A 21037-nucleotide genomic window follows, 5' to 3' on the forward strand; every position below is an offset into this window, starting at 1 on the left:
CCCCTATTGCATAAAAATAAAATTTCATTTAAACTATAAGTTAGTCAATGTTAACTAAAAATGGGTAGAAATTTGAAAAGATGTATTATTTTCTGCATTGTATGTTTTTCCCTATCGCTTTTGTTTGCACAGGAAACGGAAGACGATGTCATTACGGTGAGTGCAGATAAGATTGAACAACAAATCGACGAGTCTGTCGAACAAAAGCGTACAATTACAAATGAAGACATACGGAAATCCGGCGCCAAGACAGTGGGTGATGCTTTAAAAACGTTGCCCGATGTTACGGTAAGTGCCGCTACGGCGGGCAATGCCAATGAGTCCGTAACGATGCAGGGACTGGGTAACGGGTATGTAAAAATCATGATAGACGGGGTGAGCGTTTCAACCGATATATCCGGTGCAACGCCGATTTTTCAGATTCCCGTTGAAAACATAGAGCGCATCGAAGTTATCAAGGGTGCGGATTCTGTTTTATACGGAAGCGAGGCAATGGGAGGGGTTATCAATATCATAACAAAGCGCGAAGAGCCTGATTCCGGAGAAAATAATTCTGAAGCAGAAAATGCGAAAAAACAAAAGAAAACGAAAGTTAAAATCGCCGGCAGCGTTACCGAAGAAATCGGTTTTATGCCGCTAATATTAGGATGGAAAAACTATACAGCGGGTAATCTTTCCATTACAAGTAAACATATTTCAAATATATTGATCGGAAGTTTCGATTATAATCCCGGTAAACAACGGCCTGTACACGATGCGCTTGCCGGAAAAATCACGTATTACGAAAACCCTAAAAAATTACAAGGTTTTGTCCGTAATACATTTACATGGAAAGACACGTGGGGTTCCGTCGGTGTATACGGATTGTACACAGGTTCGAAGCAGGTAAGCAATTTCACAAAAACAGGGTTTGACAAAGGCTCCGATCTGACTTATGCATCTCAACGCGGAGAGCTAGGCATTACGGGAAAATATATTAACAGTGAAAAGTTTTATCTTGACAGCTTTATTGTCGGAAAATTATACGTTTTGGATACCATCTATAATGTCAAAGCGGGTGTTCATTCATCTTCAAAACGGACACATTCCAATGCCCTTGATGCCGAGTTTGATATACGTGCGCACTGGTTACCGAATTCCATCAACGATTTGACATTCGGTGTAAATGCAGCACTTACATCTATGAGCGGAACAGCCTTTGCAAAACGGAAGTATGCATTGGAAACAGCATTGTTTGTACAGGATGTGATTTCGCTTTTTGACGGAAAACTGACGCTTGTCCCCGGCGCCCGTTTTACCGTTGCTCCGGGTATTCAGGGAAGCAGCACTATCTATATGGGAACGCCTAAATTCAGTGTGAAATACAACCCAGTCAAAACCACCACACTGAGGTTCAGCTACGGAATGGGGTATAAAATTCCGTCTTTAAAAGAAAAATACTGGATTTTCCGGCATAACTATGCGCCCGGCTTAGGAAATTTTATTCTTTACGGGAATCCGAAACTTGTTCCCGAAAAATCCCACAGCTTTAATATCGGACTTGAGCAGAATGTAAAAAATCTTTTTACCTTTTCCATCGGAGGCTACTTCAACTACATCCTCGATTTGATTGACAGTGTTGTTATCGACCGCTTATCTTCACCGCAAATCCGTGAGTATCGAAATGTAGATAAAGCGATGACATACGGCGGTGATTTTTCGGCAGGGACGGAATTGGACAGATTTAAAATAAAAATCGGGTATGCCTATACGGGGGCAAAGTTCTTCGATGCACCTACTGCCCGCTGGGAAGACCTTGCCCTGCGCGTTAATCATCGAGTAACTGCGTATACGTCATACCGTATTCCCGTTATCGAAACGGAAATCAGTCTCAGTATGCAATGGAATTCACCGCAGCTTTTGACGGAAAAAAGTGCGTACTATACACCGGACTACCTTATGGTCGGCTTGGATATTTCAAAGAAATTTTTAGATGAAAAACTGGAAATTTATGCCGCTTTGGACAATATGCTTAACAATATCCACTTTATAAAGGGAACAAACAAAGAGACACAAAAACAGTATTACGGCCTTACCGATGGTATTGTCTTGCGTGTCGGAGGAAAATATACGTTCAGAAACTAAAAAAATCAAAACTTTTGCGAAAGTTTTAGGAGGTTTTTATGAAAAACATACATCGTTTTTTTCGAGAGGGAGTTTGCTTGGCCGTATTGCCGGCACTTGCCTTGTTACTTGTTTCCTGCGGGCAAGGTAGCCAGAATCTTAAGGAGTATGATATTTCCGAAATTTACGGATATACGTTTTACGGAAATATCACCGCTTCAAGCGGCACTACCTTAAAACCGTCGCTTATTTTATACAATGACGAACGGGCGGATTGGAATATGAGTGTAAGCAAAGAAAGCAAAATGAATGCCGTTTCGTTCTATTATTATGCCGAAAAAAAAGGGGTAAATAGATACACGCTTTATTGGTTCGGAGGCGGAGATTCTGCAGCGGCAATGAATCACGACAAATCAAAAGCTGCAATGACCGTTCAGCTCGGCATAAATTCTTTGAACGAAGTGGTTGTTTTACTTACCGGTGACAAACTTACCGAGATCGGGGCAATGCAAAATACACGCGTACCTATGACAAAGCAAACAGGAATTCCACGCAATACCGATGCCCCTACAATAGCATTTGATCCGAATATTAAAGACGAACCGGTTATTGAAGTGCCAAGCGGTGCGAACGCGGACAATTGGGGCGGGAATGCTTCATATACCGGAACGTTCGACTATTTGGTCGGGTTGGGCGGAAATGTAACAAGAGGACACGGTACATGCGGAATAAATTCCGACGGTACTCCGATTACTCCGGAAATCGGTATTACACCGGATGGTACGCATACGGTAAAACTTACAATGCACCGGTTTGCCTATGATTCGAACATGACGATCGAACCTTATACTGTTCCCGGCGTGCAGGTATTTAAAAACGGAAGTGAGTATTATCTGAAATATGATGCGCCTACTCCCGACCACGGCATTCCTGCGACTAAAGCCGATGGAACAACCATCAGATTAAAGCAGCTATCGGTTCGCGGAATACTTAAAGACGGAAAACTGGAGTTGCGAGTTTCGTTTTTACCGGGCGTAATGCCTTTGCCTATTATTGAAAGATTTAGAAGTAATTAACATCTATAGGAGGTTTTTATGAAAAAGATGTTTTTTGTTATGGCGGTTTTAACAGCCGTATGTATCGGATTCGCAGGCTGTAATCAGCCGAATTCCCCGAAAACCAATAACGGGGGGGGGGGGGGGGGCAATAAGCCTATCCTGCCCGGAAACTACACCGTCCAATCGGACTTGAGCTGTGTTGCGCCTCTAATGAAGCTTGACATGGCAAAAGGGAATCCGGAGAAAGGGGATAAACCTATACTAAAAGGGACTCGGGCTACCGTCGACAGCGACGGAAACGTGATGCTCACCGTGCAATTTATAAAGTCGGGTGTACATGTCGGTACGCTGCCTGAAGTAAACACGTTTATCGACCCGCGCAATTCGAAGCCCGGCTACTACGATATGGCCGGTAACAAACAGAATGCAGTATACACTCTCAGCAAAGCCGGCGATACTGCTACTCCTCCAGAAAGTGATCCGGATCATGCTGCCGGAGTTCAGTACGTTACCTCAATGTCGTTCCCTGCAAGCAAAGGAAAATCGGAATACTTTTTGTGGATTTACATCAACTCCAGCTTTATGGGCGCGCAGTTCAGCGATGGAAAAGGCACGGCAGGTCCGAATGAACCTAATGAGCACTCAAAGTATGCCGGTAAACTTACCGTAGATTGGTCTACGCTTACAAAAGAATAGTGCATTTGCAGTATTTTGGGCGCCGCTAAAAACGCAAGTTTTAGAGGTGTTCTACTGTTTGTAATACTGACGGCCTAATTTAAACTCACAGGGGATGTCCTGAAAGCAACCGACTTTTAAGACCTCCCCATTTACTATGAAGAATTATGAAAGACAATAAAAATTATAAACATTTTATAGCTTTGTTGACGGTGCTCACCGCTCCGTTAATATTCGGAGTTTTGACCTCCTGTAAAAACGGTATGACAGAACGAGTACCCGTGAGCGATATAAGCTTTGACGGCAAAACATTTGCAAAAACCTCTTTTACAGAAATCGTCGCAAAAGGCACGAAAGCCGAAATCTTCATGGACGATGATTCAAGCTGGAAGACATATTGCAACGGTGGTGAAGACACTTACATACCCGGACTATATCTTTTGAGAGGAGTATTCCTCAAAGGTAGAAAGGTCAAACTTAGTCCGTTTATGCTTTCGCAGTATGAAGTAACGCAGGAATTATATGAAGCGGTTATGGGACATAACCCGAGTAACTTTAATACCGGCAGCGACCAAAAACTGCGTCCGGTAGAAACGGTTAATTGGTACGATGCAATTGTGTTTTGCAATAAGTTAAGCTTAAAACTGGGACTGAAACCGTATTACCGTATTGAAAATAAAAACATTGATTGGGAAAAGATTCAATACGACGGAATTCCCGATGAGAAAACAGCAAAGGAAGAGCGTGCAGAATGGGACAAGGTTGTTTGTGCTAAAGATAGCAACGGCTTCCGGCTTCCGACGGAAGCTGAGTGGGAATTTGCGGCGCGTGGCGGTAATGTAAAAATCGATGCATGGAAGTATGCATTTGCAGGAACGCAATGTACGCCGCTTGATCCGTCGGGCTTTCATACTAGAAAAACCGATACAAATCTCGACCAATACGGGTGGTATCTCGGCAACAGCGGGCAAAAGACCCATGCCATCGGCACAAAAAAGCCGAATCGTCTCAGACTTTATGATATGTCGGGGAATGTTTCTGAATGGTGCTATGATTGGGCAGCCGCTTTAAACATAACCGAAACAATAGAAGAAGATCCGCACGGTGGGCCGCGTCCTACTACCGTTGAAGAACCTGCACGGGTTGACCGCGGCGGCTCCTTCCGCAACGAAGCATACAACTGCACGGTTTCCCGCAACGATTGGTACTACCCGTACCGCCGCGCCAATTATCTTGGCATCCGGCTCGCACGTAGTTTAAACTGAACTATTTTGCGGCTTGCTTTTCTTGCTTAAAGCTGGCGTACATCATCCACAGGACACCGGCAGCGCTAACGGCGGTAATAAGCACCGAAAAGGCTGAGGCGAGCGGCCAATTGCGTATCTTCGTTACCTGATCGACAATCAGATTACCGATCATATAAGAATCCTTACCGCCGACAAGGAGCGGTACGGTATAAGAGCCGAATACCGGAATAAAGGTAAAGATAACGGCGGTTAGGATTCCGGCACGGATATTCGGCAGCATGACCTTAAAGATAGCCTCTGTTTTAGTAGCGCCGAGATCGCGTGCCGCTTCCAACAGCGAAAAGTCAAACTTGTCGATTGCCGAAAAAATCGGAAAAATCGCATACGGGATAAACATGTATACCAGCACGAGTATCACCGCCTGCCGGTTATATAAAAACGGAATGCTTTCCGTAATGAGGTGCAGTTTTTTTAAAAGCCCATTGAGGAAGCCTTGAGTACCGAGTATCGAAATCCATGCATTAATTCTAATCAATGAGTTTGTCCAAAAAGGAATGATAATCAAAAACAAAAAGAACAGCTGATGCTTACTCCGTGCAATTGCATATCCGGCGGGAAGCGCCAGTAGGATGCAAATCAGCGTTACCGCAATACTGACACAGAGCGTCCGCACAAATAATAGCCCGTAGCTTGCGGTAAAAAGCTGTATATATGCGCTGAACGTGAAATGCCGTACAACTCCGCCGTATAATCCTTTTTGAAGAAAACTATACACGCCGATGATGAGAAGTGGCAGCACAAAAAAGACGGTAAACCATGCTGCCATCGGAAAGGTATACAAAAAGGCGTACCGCCGCCGGGAATGATCTTGTACCATAGTCTTATATACCTTTATGTTAAATCTTCGACGATGTAGCCGTCATTGGCCGCCCACGAAACATATACCGTATCCTTCCACTCGATTTCCGGCCCGTCTTCAAGATAATTTTGATGCTGCTTAAAAACTTGTACCACCGTACCGCATTCCAACTTTACAAAAAACTTAGACTGAAAACCGGAATACACCGGTTCTTCAACTTCCCCGCGGAAAACATTCAATTCCTTTGTCAAAGAAGACGGCTTTTCCAACGAGATGCGGATTTTTTCCGGCCGCACGGTAAAGCATACCGGCTGCCCCACTTCGGTTTTATCGTAGTCGGTAATTTTAACCAAAGTTCCCAGCGCCGGTGTGTCAAGCGTAACCATAAAGCCGTCCGTATGCGGCTCGCACGCAACCACGGTTGCATCAAAGAGGTTTGTTTCGCCGATAAATTTTGCGACAAAAGCTGTAGCTGGCTGTTCGTAGATTTCATACGGACTACCGATTTGCAGCACCTTCCCTTGATTCATCACTGCAATACGGTCGGAAACGGACAGCGCTTCGCTTTGATCATGCGTTACAAAAATAAAGGTAATGCCGATTTGGTCGTGCAGTTTATCAAGCTCAATTAAAAGATTTGCCCGTAACTTTGCGTCCAATGCGGAAAGCGGTTCATCCAAGAGCAGCACCCGCGGTTCATTAATCAGCGCACGGGCAATGGCAACCCGCTGCTTCTGCCCGCCGGAAAGCTGGGACGGCTTTTTGTAGATATGCGCATCGAGCTGCACCAAATGCAGATATTCTTTAACCTGCCGATCAATTTCTTCCTGCGGGCGTTTGCGAATCCTAAGCGGAAAGGCAACGTTTTCATACACTGACAGGTGCGGAAAAAGCGCATAGGTTTGAAAAACGGTATTCGATTGCCGTTTGTGAGCTTCTATGCCGACAATATTTAGCCCATCAAAGGTTATAATCCCCGAATCCGGCTGTTCAAATCCGGCAATAATGCGCAGCAGCGTTGTTTTTCCGCAGCCGGAAGGCCCCAACAGCGAAAAAAACTCCCCGCGCTTAATGTGGATAACCGCATTATCCACTGCATGAAAATCACCAAATGTTTTTGACACATTTTCGATTGAAATTTCGCACCCTTTCACTGACGCATCGCGCCCCCTTCAGCTTGTTATAGGGCACCTCTAAAAAACGTTTAGCCGATAAGCGAACTTTTAGAGATGACCTACTATATTTGAAACATTTAGCGGTTTATGTCAATATATAAATTTGTTCGTTCCTCCAATTGTATAAAGCAAAAAAAATCGATATAGTCCTTTCATGCTTGAATTTTTAGCGCTTTGCGCAGTCGGCGCCGAGCCGATCCTTTCAAATGAATTAAAACTGTTAGACTTTAAACCGGTTAACCGATTGCCGGGGCGTGTTTTTTTTACCCCTACGCTGAAGGAGCCGGAAGTTGTAAGCATCATGCGTGCAAACTTTTATCTCCGCACTGCGGACAGGCTCTATCTCGTCCTGAAAGAATTTGCCGCTGATAACTTCGATACGTTGTATGACACCGTTGCCGCGGTGGATTGGCAGCGTTTTTTTTCCAAAGATTCCAAGATAACGGTAGACAAGGTGAGAACCTTTAAGAGTAAACTCGCTTCCGAACATGCAGTGCAGCGAGCTGTTCATAAGGCGGTATGTACCGCGCTCTGTTCCGCATGGAAGATGGATGTATTACCGGAAACGGGGAAGGAGTACAGCATACGCATATATATAGAACATAACCGCGTGTATCTGCTGCTCGACCTTTCGGGAGAGCCGCTGCACCGGCGGGGATACCGCTTAAGCGGAGGCACCGCGCCGATGAGAGAAACGCTGGCGGCTGTTTTGTTGCAGTGTATGCAATGGAAACGGAAGCTGCCGCTGCACGACGCTTTTTGCGGGTCGGGTACCATCCCGATTGAAGCGGTGTGGTATGCCTATAATATTCCGCCCGGAATCGGCCGCAGCTTTGCCTTTGAAACCTTTGCCTGCTATTCGTCTAAAAAAGACCGGCAGCTTATTGAAGAAGAACGCCGGCGCGGTACGCTCAATATCCGCACGGATTGCTTGGTACGGGTGAGCGGTTCCGACAACGATCCGGAGGCGGTGCGGCTTGCGCAAGCCAATGCAGAGCGTGCCTGTATGCTTGCAGGTAAAGCGCTGCAGCGGATTGGAAAAGATAACCGTATCCCGCGCCCCGAATTTATCCAAGCTGATTTTAGCGAGTTGGCTGCGCCGTATCCCGAAGGAGTACTCCTGTCCAATCCGCCTTACGGAGATCGCCTCGGCGATGAACAGGACGCAATCGCACTCTACGAGAAAATGACGGCCATTCCGCACGAGTTTGACAACTGGCGCTTAGGTTTTATTACCGATAAACCTGCTTTTGCGGACATATTCCTGCGTGCAGGCATTACGCTCAAAAAGCGGCCGTTAAAGAGCGGCAACCTCGACACCTGCCTGTATTATTACGGGTTGTAGAAAGGTTTTATATGCAGGCATTTTTTTCTACCATACATACCGTTTTTACCGGCATCGTGTTGCAAGCGGTGCCGTTCATGCTGCTGGGAGCGCTTTTGTCCTCGACGCTATACGCTTTTGTTCCCGACCGACTGCTGATCAAGATTTTTCCTAAAAAATACGGGATCGGCTTTTTAACGGCGCTCTTTGCCGGAGCGTTGTTCCCCGTCTGCGAATGTGCTGCCGTTCCATTGATGCGCAGCCTCATTAAAAAAGGTGTCGCGATGCCTATCGCGGTTACTTTTATGCTTGCTTCCCCCATCGTCAACCCTATTTCGATTGTTTCGACCCTGTACGCTTTCCCGCAACAACCAGCCGTAACGTTCTATCGGCTGTGCTTCGGGCTGACAATTGCCTTCGGTATAGGATTGATATTGCTGTTCTACCCTGAAGAAAAATACTTAAAGGAAGATTTTGATAGGGAACCGGCAGCGCAGCCGCACATCTTTGGCGGCGTGGATGTGGATACAGCGTTTCGCCTTGCAACAGGCAGAACAAGTGCGCAGAACAGTCGCGACGGCCCTCCATCAGACAATTTCGGCGACACCGCTGCAGAAAGCAAACTGCAATGGCTGCAAGCAAAAGTATACGCCCTATTGATGCACACCTGTTCGGAATTTTTTACCACAGGACCCTTTTTAATCCTCGGTGCGTTTATCACCGCGCTGATACGCGCGGCTGTGCCTCAGGAATTGTTCAGCATAACAAGCGGCAGTGCGGCAGGTTCGCTCCTTGTGATGATGTTTTTCGCCTTTGTATTTTCCGCTTGCTCCACCTCCGATGCTTTTATCGCCCGCAGCTTTTTAAACAGATTTCCCTCCGGTTCAATTCTCGGTTTTTTAGTATACGGCCCGATGATGGATATAAAAAATTTGTTTATGCTGTTATCTTTGTTTAAAAAGCGGTTTGTGATAGAACTTACCCTTATTATCACGGCAATCAATTTTATCGGGATTTCATTGTTAATGCGATTGGTTTTATGATTAAAGAAGCTTCGGAGAACTTTGGATAAAACCGCTCAGTTTTCATTTAAAACCACATCTTTTCAGCTTTAAAATCTCTGAAAAGGGCAAGAATTGATTTCTCTGGATTATAGGTCTCGTGAACCCGCAAAAAATATGAACCAAAGCGAACTACTTTTTCTGTCTTACAGGAGACGTTTAATTATAAGCATCTATACGGCTCACTAAAATACTTAAATTAAAACTTATGAATCTGAAACTTGATTGCATCGCAAGCCGTTTGGAAATGGCCCAGTTTGCCCTCCTCGACAGTTTTGACAATAACTTTGTGGTCCATCAGGGTGTGCTGGAGTCGCGCGTAAAGGGGTTTTCCCAAAAGCATCAGGATATAAATAATAAATATGGATACCGGCATTTTGAGAACATAATGGACAAGATTTATAAGCACCATGATATTGGGACTCGTTTAATGGTTTATGGCATGTAGGACACATTGACTTAATACCTCCGCCCTTTAATATAAGGAACAAAGAATAAAACGGCAAGTTTCATGTCGTTTATGAAATCAGTCCAAACATCCAATTAATCCACCCACTGACAGTCGAAGCCCGCCTAAGATATGTGCTTTCAGATTCTATGTTATAAAGATCAGAGGATTTCATAATTTTAACAATGGTAGTCCGATCAGGGAGACTCCCGTATTGTTGGCAAAATGAGAATACATTAAAGAATATTCTATGTTGAAGGATGCATCTACATAAAGCAAGTTGCCGTTTTTTGTAATTAAGCCGCATTATTCTTCGTCCGTATTTCGTCAAATAATATATTGGTTTTTTCCCATTGTATTTTTTTTCGATAAGTCCTAAATAGCGGCCTGCATCCGTATAATAGTTAGTTTGTCTGATATCAAAAGCATACTTCTCTGTAACTGCATCCCGGCTAAGCTCTTGATGAGATAATAATTCGCACATATTAATTACACGTTCAAACGAATCCGCTTGGGGAAATGAAATTTCAGGTTCCGGCACAACTTGTGATATCTGAGCAGCTTCTTCTATCAAGTCAGACATTTCAATAGAGGTATCTTCAATGGCATAGTTTTTATGTTTAATTAAAACGAGAGAATTATAAATAGCTGAATTTTGAAACTCATATTCATACAAGCGGTATATTCCATTTGAATATACCAAAAATATCGGCTTTACCTTTTTAGAAAGACGACTTTCCCATACCCTATATGGATAATATAACTGCCGAATAAGAAAATCAGCAGATAAGTCACGTTTTGCTTCAATGAGAGCTAACGATGCTATCCCTTCAAAAGCCGCATCTATTTCAATTTGAGAATTATTGATCTGCATATTAAAAAAAGTCCCGGTTCTTGAATTAAGTATATCAAAGTTAAACCTACCCGATCCCATTCGTCCTGATACTGTCGGATACAGTGTTTCTTCATTAAGGAAGTCGGCAAACATTCCTGATGCTAATGCACAGTTGATAGCAACGTTTTCACTGGGCACTTCATTAGCATCAAGACTTTGAATATGCGTTGGTAAAGTCGCTCGGATAATTGTATCATTACGCGATTCAAACAATTGATATGCCTTAAAATTTGAAATAACATAATCCCGACGAGAAACGGGAAGAATTGCAAGATGATTATTTGAAAAAACAAGCGGTAAGTTTATGTGATGATCAAACTTAACCATAAGACGCGGCTCACGGAATTCTTTAATCTGATCTGCAGAAATAATATATTGTCCACATGCCCCAATTCGATTCAATATATCATATTTTATAAACAGTGCTTCCCATGCGATATCGTTTTGTGTTTTCTGCTTAGGATTCATAATTTCTTACTACCACTTCATCAACCTGACCTCGTCCTGTTGCATCGGAATTAATAGCTCTTTTTGCTTTTACGATAGTTAGGTTATAATTACCATATTGCGCTTTAATAAAATCCGTAGCCGAATTTGATAACATAAATTTAATTTTACGCCGGTTTAAATCATCGCAGCACTCCCGCAGCCGAATTTGCTCGTCTTCATTAAACCCTCCGCGAGAATATCCCGTAAAATTAGCAGTATCGGAAACAGGATGATAAGGAGGATCTAAATAGACAAACGCTCCAGAGGGAATATTTTTTAACACTTCTGCATAATCACAGCACGAAAAGGTAATTTCGGCTTCCCGTAAATAATTGCTTACCGCCCGAAGGGTAGGTGCATTTATAATATTAGGCGCTTTATAATAACCAAACGGCGCATTAAATTCACCAGCGTTATTAACTCTGAAAAGGCCATTATAACAGGTTTTATTTAAGTAAATAATTCTCGCGGCTTTTTCTACGCGAGATAGGTTGGCATACTTAGCTCTATCCCGATCCCAATCACGAATCCGATAAAAGTATTCTGCTTCATTTTTATGTTTTTCTAACTCTAGTATGAGGTTCTCAACATCATCGTGGATAACCTCATACATTTGTATTAAATCGTGATTAATATCATTTACGATCGCTTTTTTCGGTTGCTTCCAAAACAGCATTGCTCCCCCACCTAAAAACGGTTCACAATAAATTGTAAATCGCTCCGGGACCAAGGGGGTTAAAGCAGGAAGGAGTTGTCTTTTGCCACCAACCCATTTTACGACCGGCATCACCAGCTTATTTTTTGCCATTTATTCTATACCTTTTTACTAAAAAGAGCCATATTATGTATGGTGTTTCTTGCCCTATGCTCTATCATAGATCATTATTATATCCTATTTTTTCAGTTTTATAACATTTTCAAGCTTTTATGTGAAGCATACAACCTCTTGAGCTAGAAATGTTTCCAATGTGCTTACCTTCTTACCCTGATTTTTTGCAATTTTTCTCTTGACTTTTTATTTAAATGGGTATATTATTACCGCCATTACGGGGGCGTAGCGAAGCTGGTTTATCGCGCTGGCCTGTCACGCCGGAGATCGCGGGTTCGAGCCCCGTCGCTCCCGAAGAAGCTCACCGCGCAAGTGGTGAGCTTTTATTTTTATAATCGTTAAGATATAATCACACAAACGGGCAGTAGCGCAGGGGTAGCGCGCTTGGTTCGGGACCAAGAAGTCGGGGGTTCAAATCCCCCCTGCCCGATCTCTCCTAAAGTTGAAAAAGCAAAAAAATTTATCAGCAGCATTCCATTTGAGATATTGAGTAGATTACAAATTAAGACTATAGTTCCGCTATGCGGCCGTGTCGCTTGTTTTCAATATTTTTTATCATTTTTTTCCTCTTACCACCAATACTTTTAGCCCAAGACGCAAAGCCTCTCGATACTGCTGACAAGACAAAAAAATTTCCGGTAAGCGGATTTATCGCATTTTCGTTCAACACCATGATTGCCGAAAGCCGCGAGTATGTGTGCCGTTATGATGCCATTCTAAGTGATCTAAAATGGCCGCTTACACCTTCGGCTTCTTATACGATTCACGGCGGCGTATATTTCCCGAAAGGGATTCATCTTGAAGGGAATATTTCATTTATGCAGTCGATGGCTACCGCACCCATGACCGATTCGGACTTTGAGGGGATTCTGACGACTCCTCCGCAGACGGGAATAACCAAATTTTCCAAACATAACTGTACAATTATTAACGGGCTAAGCTGGATGGCAAAACTCGGTTTACAGTTGCCGATGCCGCAATCAGCAGCAATGAGGAGCGCCGGTATTGCAGTGACAGTAGAACCGATGCTCAGTTTTTACTACTCAACAATCAGCTGGCATTCTTACGGCGGCTATCTGCAATATGCAGAAAAAAAGTTTGACGGAACGTATGAACCGTGGAGTCCGGCATTACCTAGGATGCCGCATATAGGATCGGCAATATCATACCGTCAACAAGTAATGATGCCCGCAATAGGAGTCGGTTTTGAAGCAACGCTCCCTCATAAACTAACGCTTTTATCGGATTTTCACCTTACTGCCGATATTACAGCTTTCGCAGAAGATATCCACCATGCTGCTAATATGCGATATATTGACATTCTGGGCGGCGGATGGGCAATGCACGGTAATCTCCGGTTACATTGGAACTGCTTGCCGTTCCTTTTAGTATTCATTAATCTTTTTTATCAGTATTGTATAACAATGGAAGGTAGTAGTATTATTTATAATGACATCACCTCAACTAAGCCAAGCTCCTATACACCGCCCAATTCCGCAGGCACGTCTTTACGCGGTTGTACTTGCTCGATCGGGTGTGCCTTCCGGATAGGCCGGTAACCATGCAGCAGATGGGGCAAACGCTCGGGCAACGGCTTGAGCAGCGGATGAGTCAAAGTCAAATCCAATCGCTGGATATATTGGCAATGCCGACCGTCGAACTTCGAGAAAGAATTGCGGAAGAGCTTGCCGAAAATCCTGCCTTAGAGCTTGTCCACGGAACACAACAAATACCTCCTACATCAACAGATCAGACAAAACTGCTCGAACGGAAAGAACCGTACTACCGCAACGACCGAACATCGTCAGCCTTTTCGACGGAAGCAAGCGACGTATTCCAGACTTTCTTAGAAAATATTCCGGCGCCTCAGCAGCAGAGCTTACAAAGTCACCTTTTGGAACAACTATTTATCCACAAGCTGGATCCGCTCACTCTCTCTTTTGCCGAACGAATTATTGGAAATTTAACGAATGACGGTTTCCATGTCGTTCCGCTAAACAAACTTTTTAAAGAGGAGCTCTCTAAAAATAAAGGCGAAAAAAGCATTGCTTTTACACGGCATAAAATATGTCATGCATTATCGATTATTCGACAGCTTGACCCTATTGGATGCGCAACGCAGGATTTTAAGCAAGCACTTTTAGTTCAAGCAAAGATATTATTCCACAAGAAGACCAAAATCGACCCTGTTTATGCTTATACTATCGATATTTTAGCAAATCATTTCGCTTATCTGGAAAAAGCTCGTCCATATTCACTCGCCCGTGCCGTCAATGAAGATCCGGCAATTCCTTATAAACTAACCCAAGAGAATGCGGAAGATATTTTGTCTCTAATCGCCTCACTTAATCCTTTCCCGGGAAGGGGTCTCACCACAGATATAACACCTGATGAGTATATTGTTCCGACAGCCACCATCGAACGAGATAACCAAGAGTTCAGTATAAAAATAAATGATTTTGAAGTGCCGCTTCTTACCATCTCGCCTGAATTTCAGAACTTAATAAGCCATACGAAAGATACCACCGATAAAACCTATATAAAGGAGCAAATTCAAAAAGCGAAAGCTTTTATCGGAAGTTTAAACCAGCGAGAAAGAACAATTGTCGATGTACTGCGTAAAATTGTTTCGGCTCAAGAAGCTTTCTTCTTAACCGGTGATAAGAGGCAGCTGCTTCCACTGACTCAGCAACAGATAGCAAGAGAACTGGATATCCACGAATCTACTGTATCAAGGGCTGTCGCGGGGAAATATGTACAGTGCCAGTGGGGTACTTTTGAAATTCGATACTTTTTTACCAATTCGGTAGCGGTACAGCCTCAAATTTCTTCGAAATCCAATACTTTCGTATCAACCGGTATCCCCTCAACACGAGAAGGGGTAAAAGATTGTATTAAAGAGATACTGATCGAACAAAGTGCAAAAGGCTCAAAGATTTCAGATCAACAAATTTCCGCCCTATTGCAGGAGAAATATGGGGTTTCCATTGCTCGCCGTACCGTTGCAAAATACAGGAAAGAACTTGACATCGGTTCGTCATATAATAGAGCCTAATGGTTCAATCCAATTCTTGACAATTTTCTGTTTTTTACGCTCTAATGATGTTTACACAATAGAAAGGCTCTACGAAACAACTTTTTTAGAGGTTTCTCTAATTTGCAAAAACATGTTGCAATCTATCTCTTTCAAGCGAGGCTCATGTATGAAACTAAATCGTATTGTTTTTTTCAGCTATCTTATATTTTTCAGTTCTTTTCTTTTTGGTCAGACGGAAAATACGGCTATGCCAGACCCCAACAATCCCGATTGCATTTATGAGAAAGCACAACTGGGAAAATTCGTTATCCACATGGCAAAAATTACGACGCCATCCAAGGGTTCGGCTCCGGCAGTTGAAGTGCTGTTTAATCCCGATTTCCAATGGGAACCCTGTCTTCCTGATGACGGTTGGGGGAAGGCGAATAAAACATATCGTTACCATGAAGACGAAGTTCCCGGCACTGCCGTTTTTTTCAGCATCACTAATAAGCTGAATGATGTAACCTATTACCGCATAGAAGGCGTTCATCCTTTTGAGTTGCCTTTGTATGATGATCCAACTGAAGCGGAGATGCTCAAACGTTTTATCTTCTTTAAATTTACAGCTTATGCAGCAAAAGGCGGATATTTTGAAAATTATCTTAACAATTTAATGTGGGCAGTTGATACCAACACAAAATTACTTTACGCGTATGGAATGCCAAGCGATTATAAAAAAATAATCGGAAATAATTATATTCCGCAAAACTGGCTTCCGTACGAAACACATCCGAATACTGCCGATTCAAAATTGAAATTTTACGAGTACGATCCCATCGGTTTTATTTCTCTTGAAAAAGATTATGATTTTTTAGGTGTAAAAACGAATGTACATTTATACAATTGGTGGAACGAATCCGTCGGAGCCGGTTCTTCTATGAAAACAGTAAAACAAAAGCGCTTTATGCCGCGCATTTCAGATGAGGCACTCGAAGACTGGAGCATTCGCGATGCAGCAAAGCCGGTACGCTCACCGTACAGGCGACCGTCTTAAGGGAGCCATACATATATTACATCCAATTAAAATGAAAACTGATATACTGGCGTTTATATTACTTGATTGGAGAAGCAGTATGACATACGGGTATATCAGAGTAAGTACGGATAAGCAGACGATTGAAAATCAGAAATTTGAAATTACCAATTTTTGTAAACAGGAAAAATTGAGTGTAGATGGCTGGATTGAAGAAACTATTAGTGGAACAAGAAATTATGATAAGCGTAAGCTCGGGGAGCTTTTAAGGATAATCAAAAAAGATGATTTAATCATTTGCGCTGAGCTTTCTCGTCTTGGACGTAATTTGTTTATGATTATGGAAATCCTCAACATTTGTATGAAAAAAGAATGTAGGGTCTGGACGATTAAAGACAACTATCGGCTCGGCGATGACATACAGAGTAAGGTGTTGGCATTTGCGTTTGGTTTGAGTGCAGAAATAGAACGGAATTTGATTAGCCAACGGACGAAAGAGGCGTTAAAACTGCGAAAAGCAGAAGGAGTAATATTAGGAAGAAAAACAGGATCAAGAAATGTTCATCTCAATAAAAAATGTTTGCAAAACCATAACTTTATTTTAAGACAATATAATAACGGTGTAAGTATTCCGATAATTGCCGAAATAATTGGTGTTGCAAAAGGTACGCTATATCGCTATTTAGCTTATACTGAAATTAGATTGCCGGAAAAAAAAGAAAATGATACATGGATACGAGGTATTTATTAGACCTAAAATATCCTCAATTTTTGAAGACGGATATTAAAGCACGATATCAAGGATATACGTTCTTTTTTAAGGAGGGATTTTGTTGGACTGACATTAATACAACTTTTTTAAAATGCAGACTGAAAACAAAGAGTATAAATGACGTAAAAAGTATGAGTATGTATGGACTACTTGATACTGTTCCGGAATATTTTATTATCAGTGTTATTAATTCAACTTTTATGAGCAATTATGTAGATGTTTTTATAAATAATACACAAACATTTCAAATCAATGATGCAAGACAAATTCCTCTTATAATTCCAAATAATAAACAGTTATTACAGTTCAAGTATATCTATGAGAAAGCAATTGAAATAAAAAGAAACCAGTTTTTATCCGGGCTATCTGTATACGCTTCTGATAAGATGTTAATTCCTATTCAACAACAACTTGATAAACTAGTTGAAGAATTATATTGCATATAAAGTATTAATGAATGTATTAATCTGCTTTTCAATTTCTTCGAGAGCGTTATTTTCCTCAAAGGATATACCAGATACCACGGACTTCTTTAAGTCTATAGCTTCCTGAAAGGTTTTAGATATTATTTTTAAACTTTCTTTAGTCGGTATAATAATAGGAATCTGCCTGATATCGTTTATTTGAATATTCACAGTGCAATTTATAAATTCTCGATAATAATCGAATATAAAGTCGGAGTTCAAGACACATACAAGATAATAATTCGGAATATTTTCTAATAAAGTACTTAATGACATTGAGCCGACATCATTGACCGACGCAGATTTCATTTTAACTTTGAGTAATCTTGCTTTAGGATTTAGAACATTATTCCAACAAAATCCCTCCTTAAAATTAAACTGAGGATTTCTAACGACGGGCATTCCGACACCTTTTTTGCCTGAATTAGTCTTCAAAAATTGGACATTTTCTTTAGACCAAGCAATTGCAAAAGGTGTTTCCAAGTACCAGCGATTTCCATCTTTATCACCTTTGTCGTATAGAACATAGAAGGGCTTTTTTGTATCAATCCCATTTTCTTTTTCATCATCCGTGAGTTTTTCTACATCTGCAATTTCCTCCTCCTCAATGAGTTTATAAATATAACCTTGTCCAAAAATATCACGCCCATATTTTTCTTTTATGGAATCAAATTTTTCTGCTATTTCACTTTCAGAAAGACTTGTTAAATATTCTTTAGGATTTATATTGCCTAATTCTTTTGCCAATAGTGGTTCAGCCTTCATCGCTGCTATTAACTTTTTAGGTCTGCCATCTATAACAGTGTCAGCCCATTTTGAATTTTTTCGTATAGCAATATATTTACCATTGTTTCCAGTAGCAAGCCCTTGACCGCCTTCTGTCAGACATCCAAGAAGCGCGATATCACCAGGTTTTAAACTTTCGCGATATTTTTTCAATTCAACTGCATTTTCTGCAATCTTTTTACTGGTCTCGATTTTATTCCACCATTGATCATAAAGCTCCTTTACTTTGGCTCCATATAATTGCCAGATTTTTAAGTTTTTCTCTGTAGGTTTAAAAATTACCATATTTTGGGTGTTTCTATATATTTCTTGCAGAACGGGTGCAAATATTATTGGCTTGTGTAGATTTTCAGATCCGTCAATAAATTTAATAGTATTTGATTTTTCGAACTGAGTATTCGAAATTTGAATAATACACGTATCAACAAGAACTGTCTCAAATGGATTTGCGGTATCAAAGATATATTGAATATTTTTATCAAGAATTAAATTGCGCATATTTCGCTTTGTTTGAGTTGTCCAGAAAGTTTTTGGAATAATATAGTTCAATGAACCATTGTTTTTGGTAAGCTCTAGCCCTTTAAATGTAAAAAGATTGTATGTGTCATCGTTGAATCCGAATTCTGCCTCATACATTTTTTTTGCTTCTGCGGGAATATCTTTTGTCGATATATACGGAGGATTCCCTATAACGATATCGAAGCCGTCTTTTATATCAAACATCCATTCCTTGTCAAAAAACGGACTAACAGTAGTTTGATCATACGGATTCCATGCCGCAAGTTGCCTGGCTTCTTCTTGATTATATATCCTGTCTTTTGCGAGTAAGTCTGCTAAAGATTTCCGTAATTTTTTATCTTCTTCTCTGCATTCAGCTTTTGCTTTTGCTGTAGCCGCATTAAAATGTGCATGACGTACTTTTTTAATATCTTGTTTTATTTTGTTAATTTCGGGATCTTCAAACAAGGCAGATTGTTCGCTTTGCTTTTTGCTGATTAATGTATTTGCCGCAACGAATTTAGTTTCAAGGTTCGGCAGCGGATCAAAGCCGTAGTTAGCTGCTATGCTATTATTTTTTTCCTGTTCGCAAATAAGACTTATAAAGAATCTGAGCTTACAAATTTGCACGGCAATCGGCTGGATATCAACTCCGTACAGACAGTTTTCAATTAATGAAAGTTTCAGTTGATAAACCGACTTTTCATCGTCTTTTGTACCGCCGCACTTTTGAATGATTTGCACCATTCGATGAAGAGCGCCCATAGGAAAGGCTCCGGAACCGCAGGCAGGATCCAATATTTTGATGTTTTTAACTGCTATTATGATCGCTTCTTTATTGCATTCGTTATATGAATCGATATTGTTGTCAAAAAGAATCTTTGTCTGGTCATCTGTCATACCTTTTACATTTTGTAAAAGGTATGTTTTGAGCGATTCATCAACCATAAAATCGACAATTTCGCGAGGCGTATAAAACGAACCGGAACCTTTTCTGGCCGTTTTGCTCGTTTCGGGATTATATGTACCTAAGAGGTTTTCAAATACTTTACCGAGCAATTCAGGATCAAGGGCGATCTGCACATTACTCGGAGTATTTTCTTCTACAGTGAAATTATATCGGTTAAGAATATGGATAAGCCCCTCATGTCCTCCGTCATCTTCTTGCCAAAACAGATGATTCGGTATAAACGCCATCCAATACGGCTCACGACTGAATCCGTCCCTCAATACTTCTATATTCTTTTGTTTATTCTCATCATCTTTAAGCGCATCCAGGCATTCGAATAAACCGCCGTTTAAAAAAGGAACCGATTTAAAATGGTCAATGATTTCTTTATTCGTTTTTTTAAAGAAAGTTTTTTTACAGTTATCACGGTAATAATTCTTTACTCCGAATTGTTTATTAAAGCTTTTGCTTTTATCATCCGCAAAAGCACGGTCTTCTATCTTTCTATTTAAAGTTGCAAAGAAAAGATTTTGAATAATCGCATTGTAGTAATTGCCTGATTTTTTATTATTCGGATTAAAGTCGGTAAGGATACTTTTCAATTCGTTAATGTCAAAAATCCAGGATGGGATCAGTTCTTTTTGCTTAATAAACCAAACGAACATCAGCCGCGTGATAAGGCGTATAAGATTTATTTCGTTGTTATCCCCTGATTGTTTAACATTAAAACCGCCTTTTGTATTTTTTGTCGTCTCTCCGATTGGGAATGTAACAAGTTTTAAAGCCCATTCATACCAGTTAAAGAGTGCTTTATAAAACTCTTTACTCAGCGCTTCCACACTAAATGCATTCAGCATATCATCAACAGTTATAGCAGCACCCTCGTCGGCTTTTTTTGCCAGCTTCTGGAAACGTTCTGCGATAGTTCGGCAAGGATGTTCTGTTCCGCACAGATAAGTATACCGCTTTGCGCTGGTGCTGGTTTTAAGAGTTTCTGCTCGGTGCACAAAACTTACCCGCCACTCATTCAAATTATCAGCAAAATGGAAAAAGATCAGAGCAGATGTATTATCTTCCATGATTGTACGAATACAGTTTTGAATACTAACTCGGTTGCGTTTTAAGTGTACCGAAGACTGCACTGTTACATCGGCAAATGTTATGAAAAAGGTACCTGAAACTTGCGCTATGATTGAAGCTTGTAAAATAGTCTGTTTATCGGATTCTGCTAAAGCAATTGGCGCTGTTTTTCGCAAATCTTTTGCCGTTTTGAAAATAGGAAGGATTATCTCTTCATATATCGTATCTTTTCCGGGATAAGCTTGTTCAAAAATAGTGCGAAAGTCTGTCATA

16 protein-coding genes and 2 tRNA genes are annotated in these 21037 nt (G+C 41.4%); 13 read left to right on the forward strand and 5 right to left on the reverse strand.

The annotated features are described in order from the left end of the window. Nucleotides 1-72 precede the first annotated feature (72 nt). The 4 genes from E4N69_RS12205 to E4N69_RS12220 all read left to right on the forward strand — a co-directional run bounded on the left by E4N69_RS12205 (nt 73) and on the right by E4N69_RS12220 (nt 5101). Nucleotides 73-2124 (forward strand): TonB-dependent receptor plug domain-containing protein, encoded by a 2052-nt coding sequence (locus E4N69_RS12205; protein ID WP_253824000.1) that lies wholly within the window; start codon nt 73-75, stop codon nt 2122-2124. Nucleotides 2125-2162: 38 nt separating this feature from the next. After that, on the forward strand, nt 2163-3179 hold the full coding sequence (locus E4N69_RS12210; protein ID WP_253824001.1) for a hypothetical protein: 1017 nt from the start codon (nt 2163-2165) through the stop codon (nt 3177-3179). Between the two features lie 18 nt (nt 3180-3197). Continuing rightward, on the forward strand, nt 3198-3857 hold the full coding sequence (locus E4N69_RS12215; RefSeq protein ID WP_253824002.1) for a hypothetical protein: 660 nt from the start codon (nt 3198-3200) through the stop codon (nt 3855-3857). 146 nt (nt 3858-4003) lie between these two features. Then, complete coding sequence (locus E4N69_RS12220) at nt 4004-5101, forward strand: formylglycine-generating enzyme family protein (protein ID WP_253824003.1); 1098 nt, start codon at nt 4004-4006, stop codon at nt 5099-5101. A gap of 1 nt (nt 5102) precedes the next feature. Here the strand turns inward: E4N69_RS12220 and E4N69_RS12225 are convergent, their stop codons facing one another. Both E4N69_RS12225 and E4N69_RS12230 read right to left on the reverse strand, forming a co-directional pair. Continuing rightward, nucleotides 5103-5960, reverse strand: a complete 858-nt coding sequence (locus E4N69_RS12225; RefSeq protein ID WP_253824004.1) for an ABC transporter permease — start codon at nt 5958-5960, stop codon at nt 5103-5105. Nucleotides 5961-5974: 14 nt separating this feature from the next. After that, nucleotides 5975-7096, reverse strand: coding sequence for an ABC transporter ATP-binding protein (locus E4N69_RS12230; protein WP_162664611.1), 1122 nt, complete (start codon nt 7094-7096; stop codon nt 5975-5977). Nucleotides 7097-7271: 175 nt separating this feature from the next. Here E4N69_RS12230 and E4N69_RS12235 point away from each other — a divergent pair, with 175 nt between their 5' ends. Both E4N69_RS12235 and E4N69_RS12240 read left to right on the forward strand, forming a co-directional pair. Further along, on the forward strand, nt 7272-8462 hold the full coding sequence (locus E4N69_RS12235) for a THUMP domain-containing class I SAM-dependent RNA methyltransferase (protein WP_253824005.1): 1191 nt from the start codon (nt 7272-7274) through the stop codon (nt 8460-8462). 11 nt (nt 8463-8473) lie between these two features. Next, on the forward strand, nt 8474-9484 hold the full coding sequence (locus E4N69_RS12240; protein ID WP_253824006.1) for a permease: 1011 nt from the start codon (nt 8474-8476) through the stop codon (nt 9482-9484). A 536-nt stretch (nt 9485-10020) separates the two neighbouring features. On the opposite strand, the gene E4N69_RS12245 is transcribed toward E4N69_RS12240, so the two are convergent. Together E4N69_RS12245 and E4N69_RS12250 are read right to left on the reverse strand one after the other, a co-directional pair. Continuing rightward, entirely contained in the window at nt 10021-11313 is a 1293-nt protein-coding gene (locus tag E4N69_RS12245) for a type II restriction enzyme (RefSeq protein ID WP_253824007.1), read from the reverse strand. Beyond that, nucleotides 11303-12142 (reverse strand): DNA adenine methylase, encoded by an 840-nt coding sequence (locus E4N69_RS12250; RefSeq protein WP_253824008.1) that lies wholly within the window; start codon nt 12140-12142, stop codon nt 11303-11305. Before E4N69_RS12250 ends, E4N69_RS12245 begins: the two co-directional genes overlap by 11 nt. Before the next feature lie 240 nt (nt 12143-12382). Between E4N69_RS12250 and E4N69_RS12255 the strand changes: the two genes are divergently transcribed. The 7 genes from E4N69_RS12255 to E4N69_RS12285 all read left to right on the forward strand — a co-directional run bounded on the left by E4N69_RS12255 (nt 12383) and on the right by E4N69_RS12285 (nt 17433). Continuing rightward, nucleotides 12383-12457 (forward strand) — tRNA-Asp (locus tag E4N69_RS12255). Nucleotides 12458-12521: 64 nt separating this feature from the next. Then, a tRNA-Pro gene (locus E4N69_RS12260) sits at nt 12522-12593 on the forward strand. Between the two features lie 106 nt (nt 12594-12699). Further along, nucleotides 12700-13722 carry an omptin family outer membrane protease gene (locus E4N69_RS12265; protein WP_253824009.1) on the forward strand — a complete coding sequence of 341 codons (1023 nt, stop codon included), beginning with the start codon at nt 12700-12702 and terminating at the stop codon, nt 13720-13722. Between the two features lie 2 nt (nt 13723-13724). Next, nucleotides 13725-15218: an RNA polymerase factor sigma-54 gene (gene rpoN, locus E4N69_RS12270; protein ID WP_253824010.1), complete on the forward strand. Its 1494-nt coding sequence runs from the start codon at nt 13725-13727 to the stop codon at nt 15216-15218. A gap of 148 nt (nt 15219-15366) precedes the next feature. Then, entirely contained in the window at nt 15367-16236 is an 870-nt protein-coding gene (locus tag E4N69_RS12275; RefSeq protein WP_253824011.1) for a hypothetical protein, read from the forward strand. Nucleotides 16237-16315: 79 nt separating this feature from the next. Beyond that, nucleotides 16316-16966, forward strand: a complete 651-nt coding sequence (locus E4N69_RS12280; RefSeq protein ID WP_162664616.1) for a master DNA invertase Mpi family serine-type recombinase — start codon at nt 16316-16318, stop codon at nt 16964-16966. 152 nt (nt 16967-17118) lie between these two features. Further along, nucleotides 17119-17433, forward strand: a complete 315-nt coding sequence (locus tag E4N69_RS12285) for a hypothetical protein (RefSeq protein ID WP_253714651.1) — start codon at nt 17119-17121, stop codon at nt 17431-17433. Here E4N69_RS12285 and E4N69_RS12290 read toward each other — a convergent pair. Continuing rightward, nucleotides 17419-21036, reverse strand: a complete 3618-nt coding sequence (locus tag E4N69_RS12290) for an Eco57I restriction-modification methylase domain-containing protein (protein WP_253824012.1) — start codon at nt 21034-21036, stop codon at nt 17419-17421. The genes E4N69_RS12285 and E4N69_RS12290 overlap by 15 nt on opposite strands. Nucleotide 21037 lies beyond the last annotated feature (1 nt).

It is taken from the genome of Treponema sp. OMZ 906 (assembly GCF_024181185.1).
Classification (GTDB): Bacteria; Spirochaetota; Spirochaetia; order Treponematales; family Treponemataceae; genus Treponema.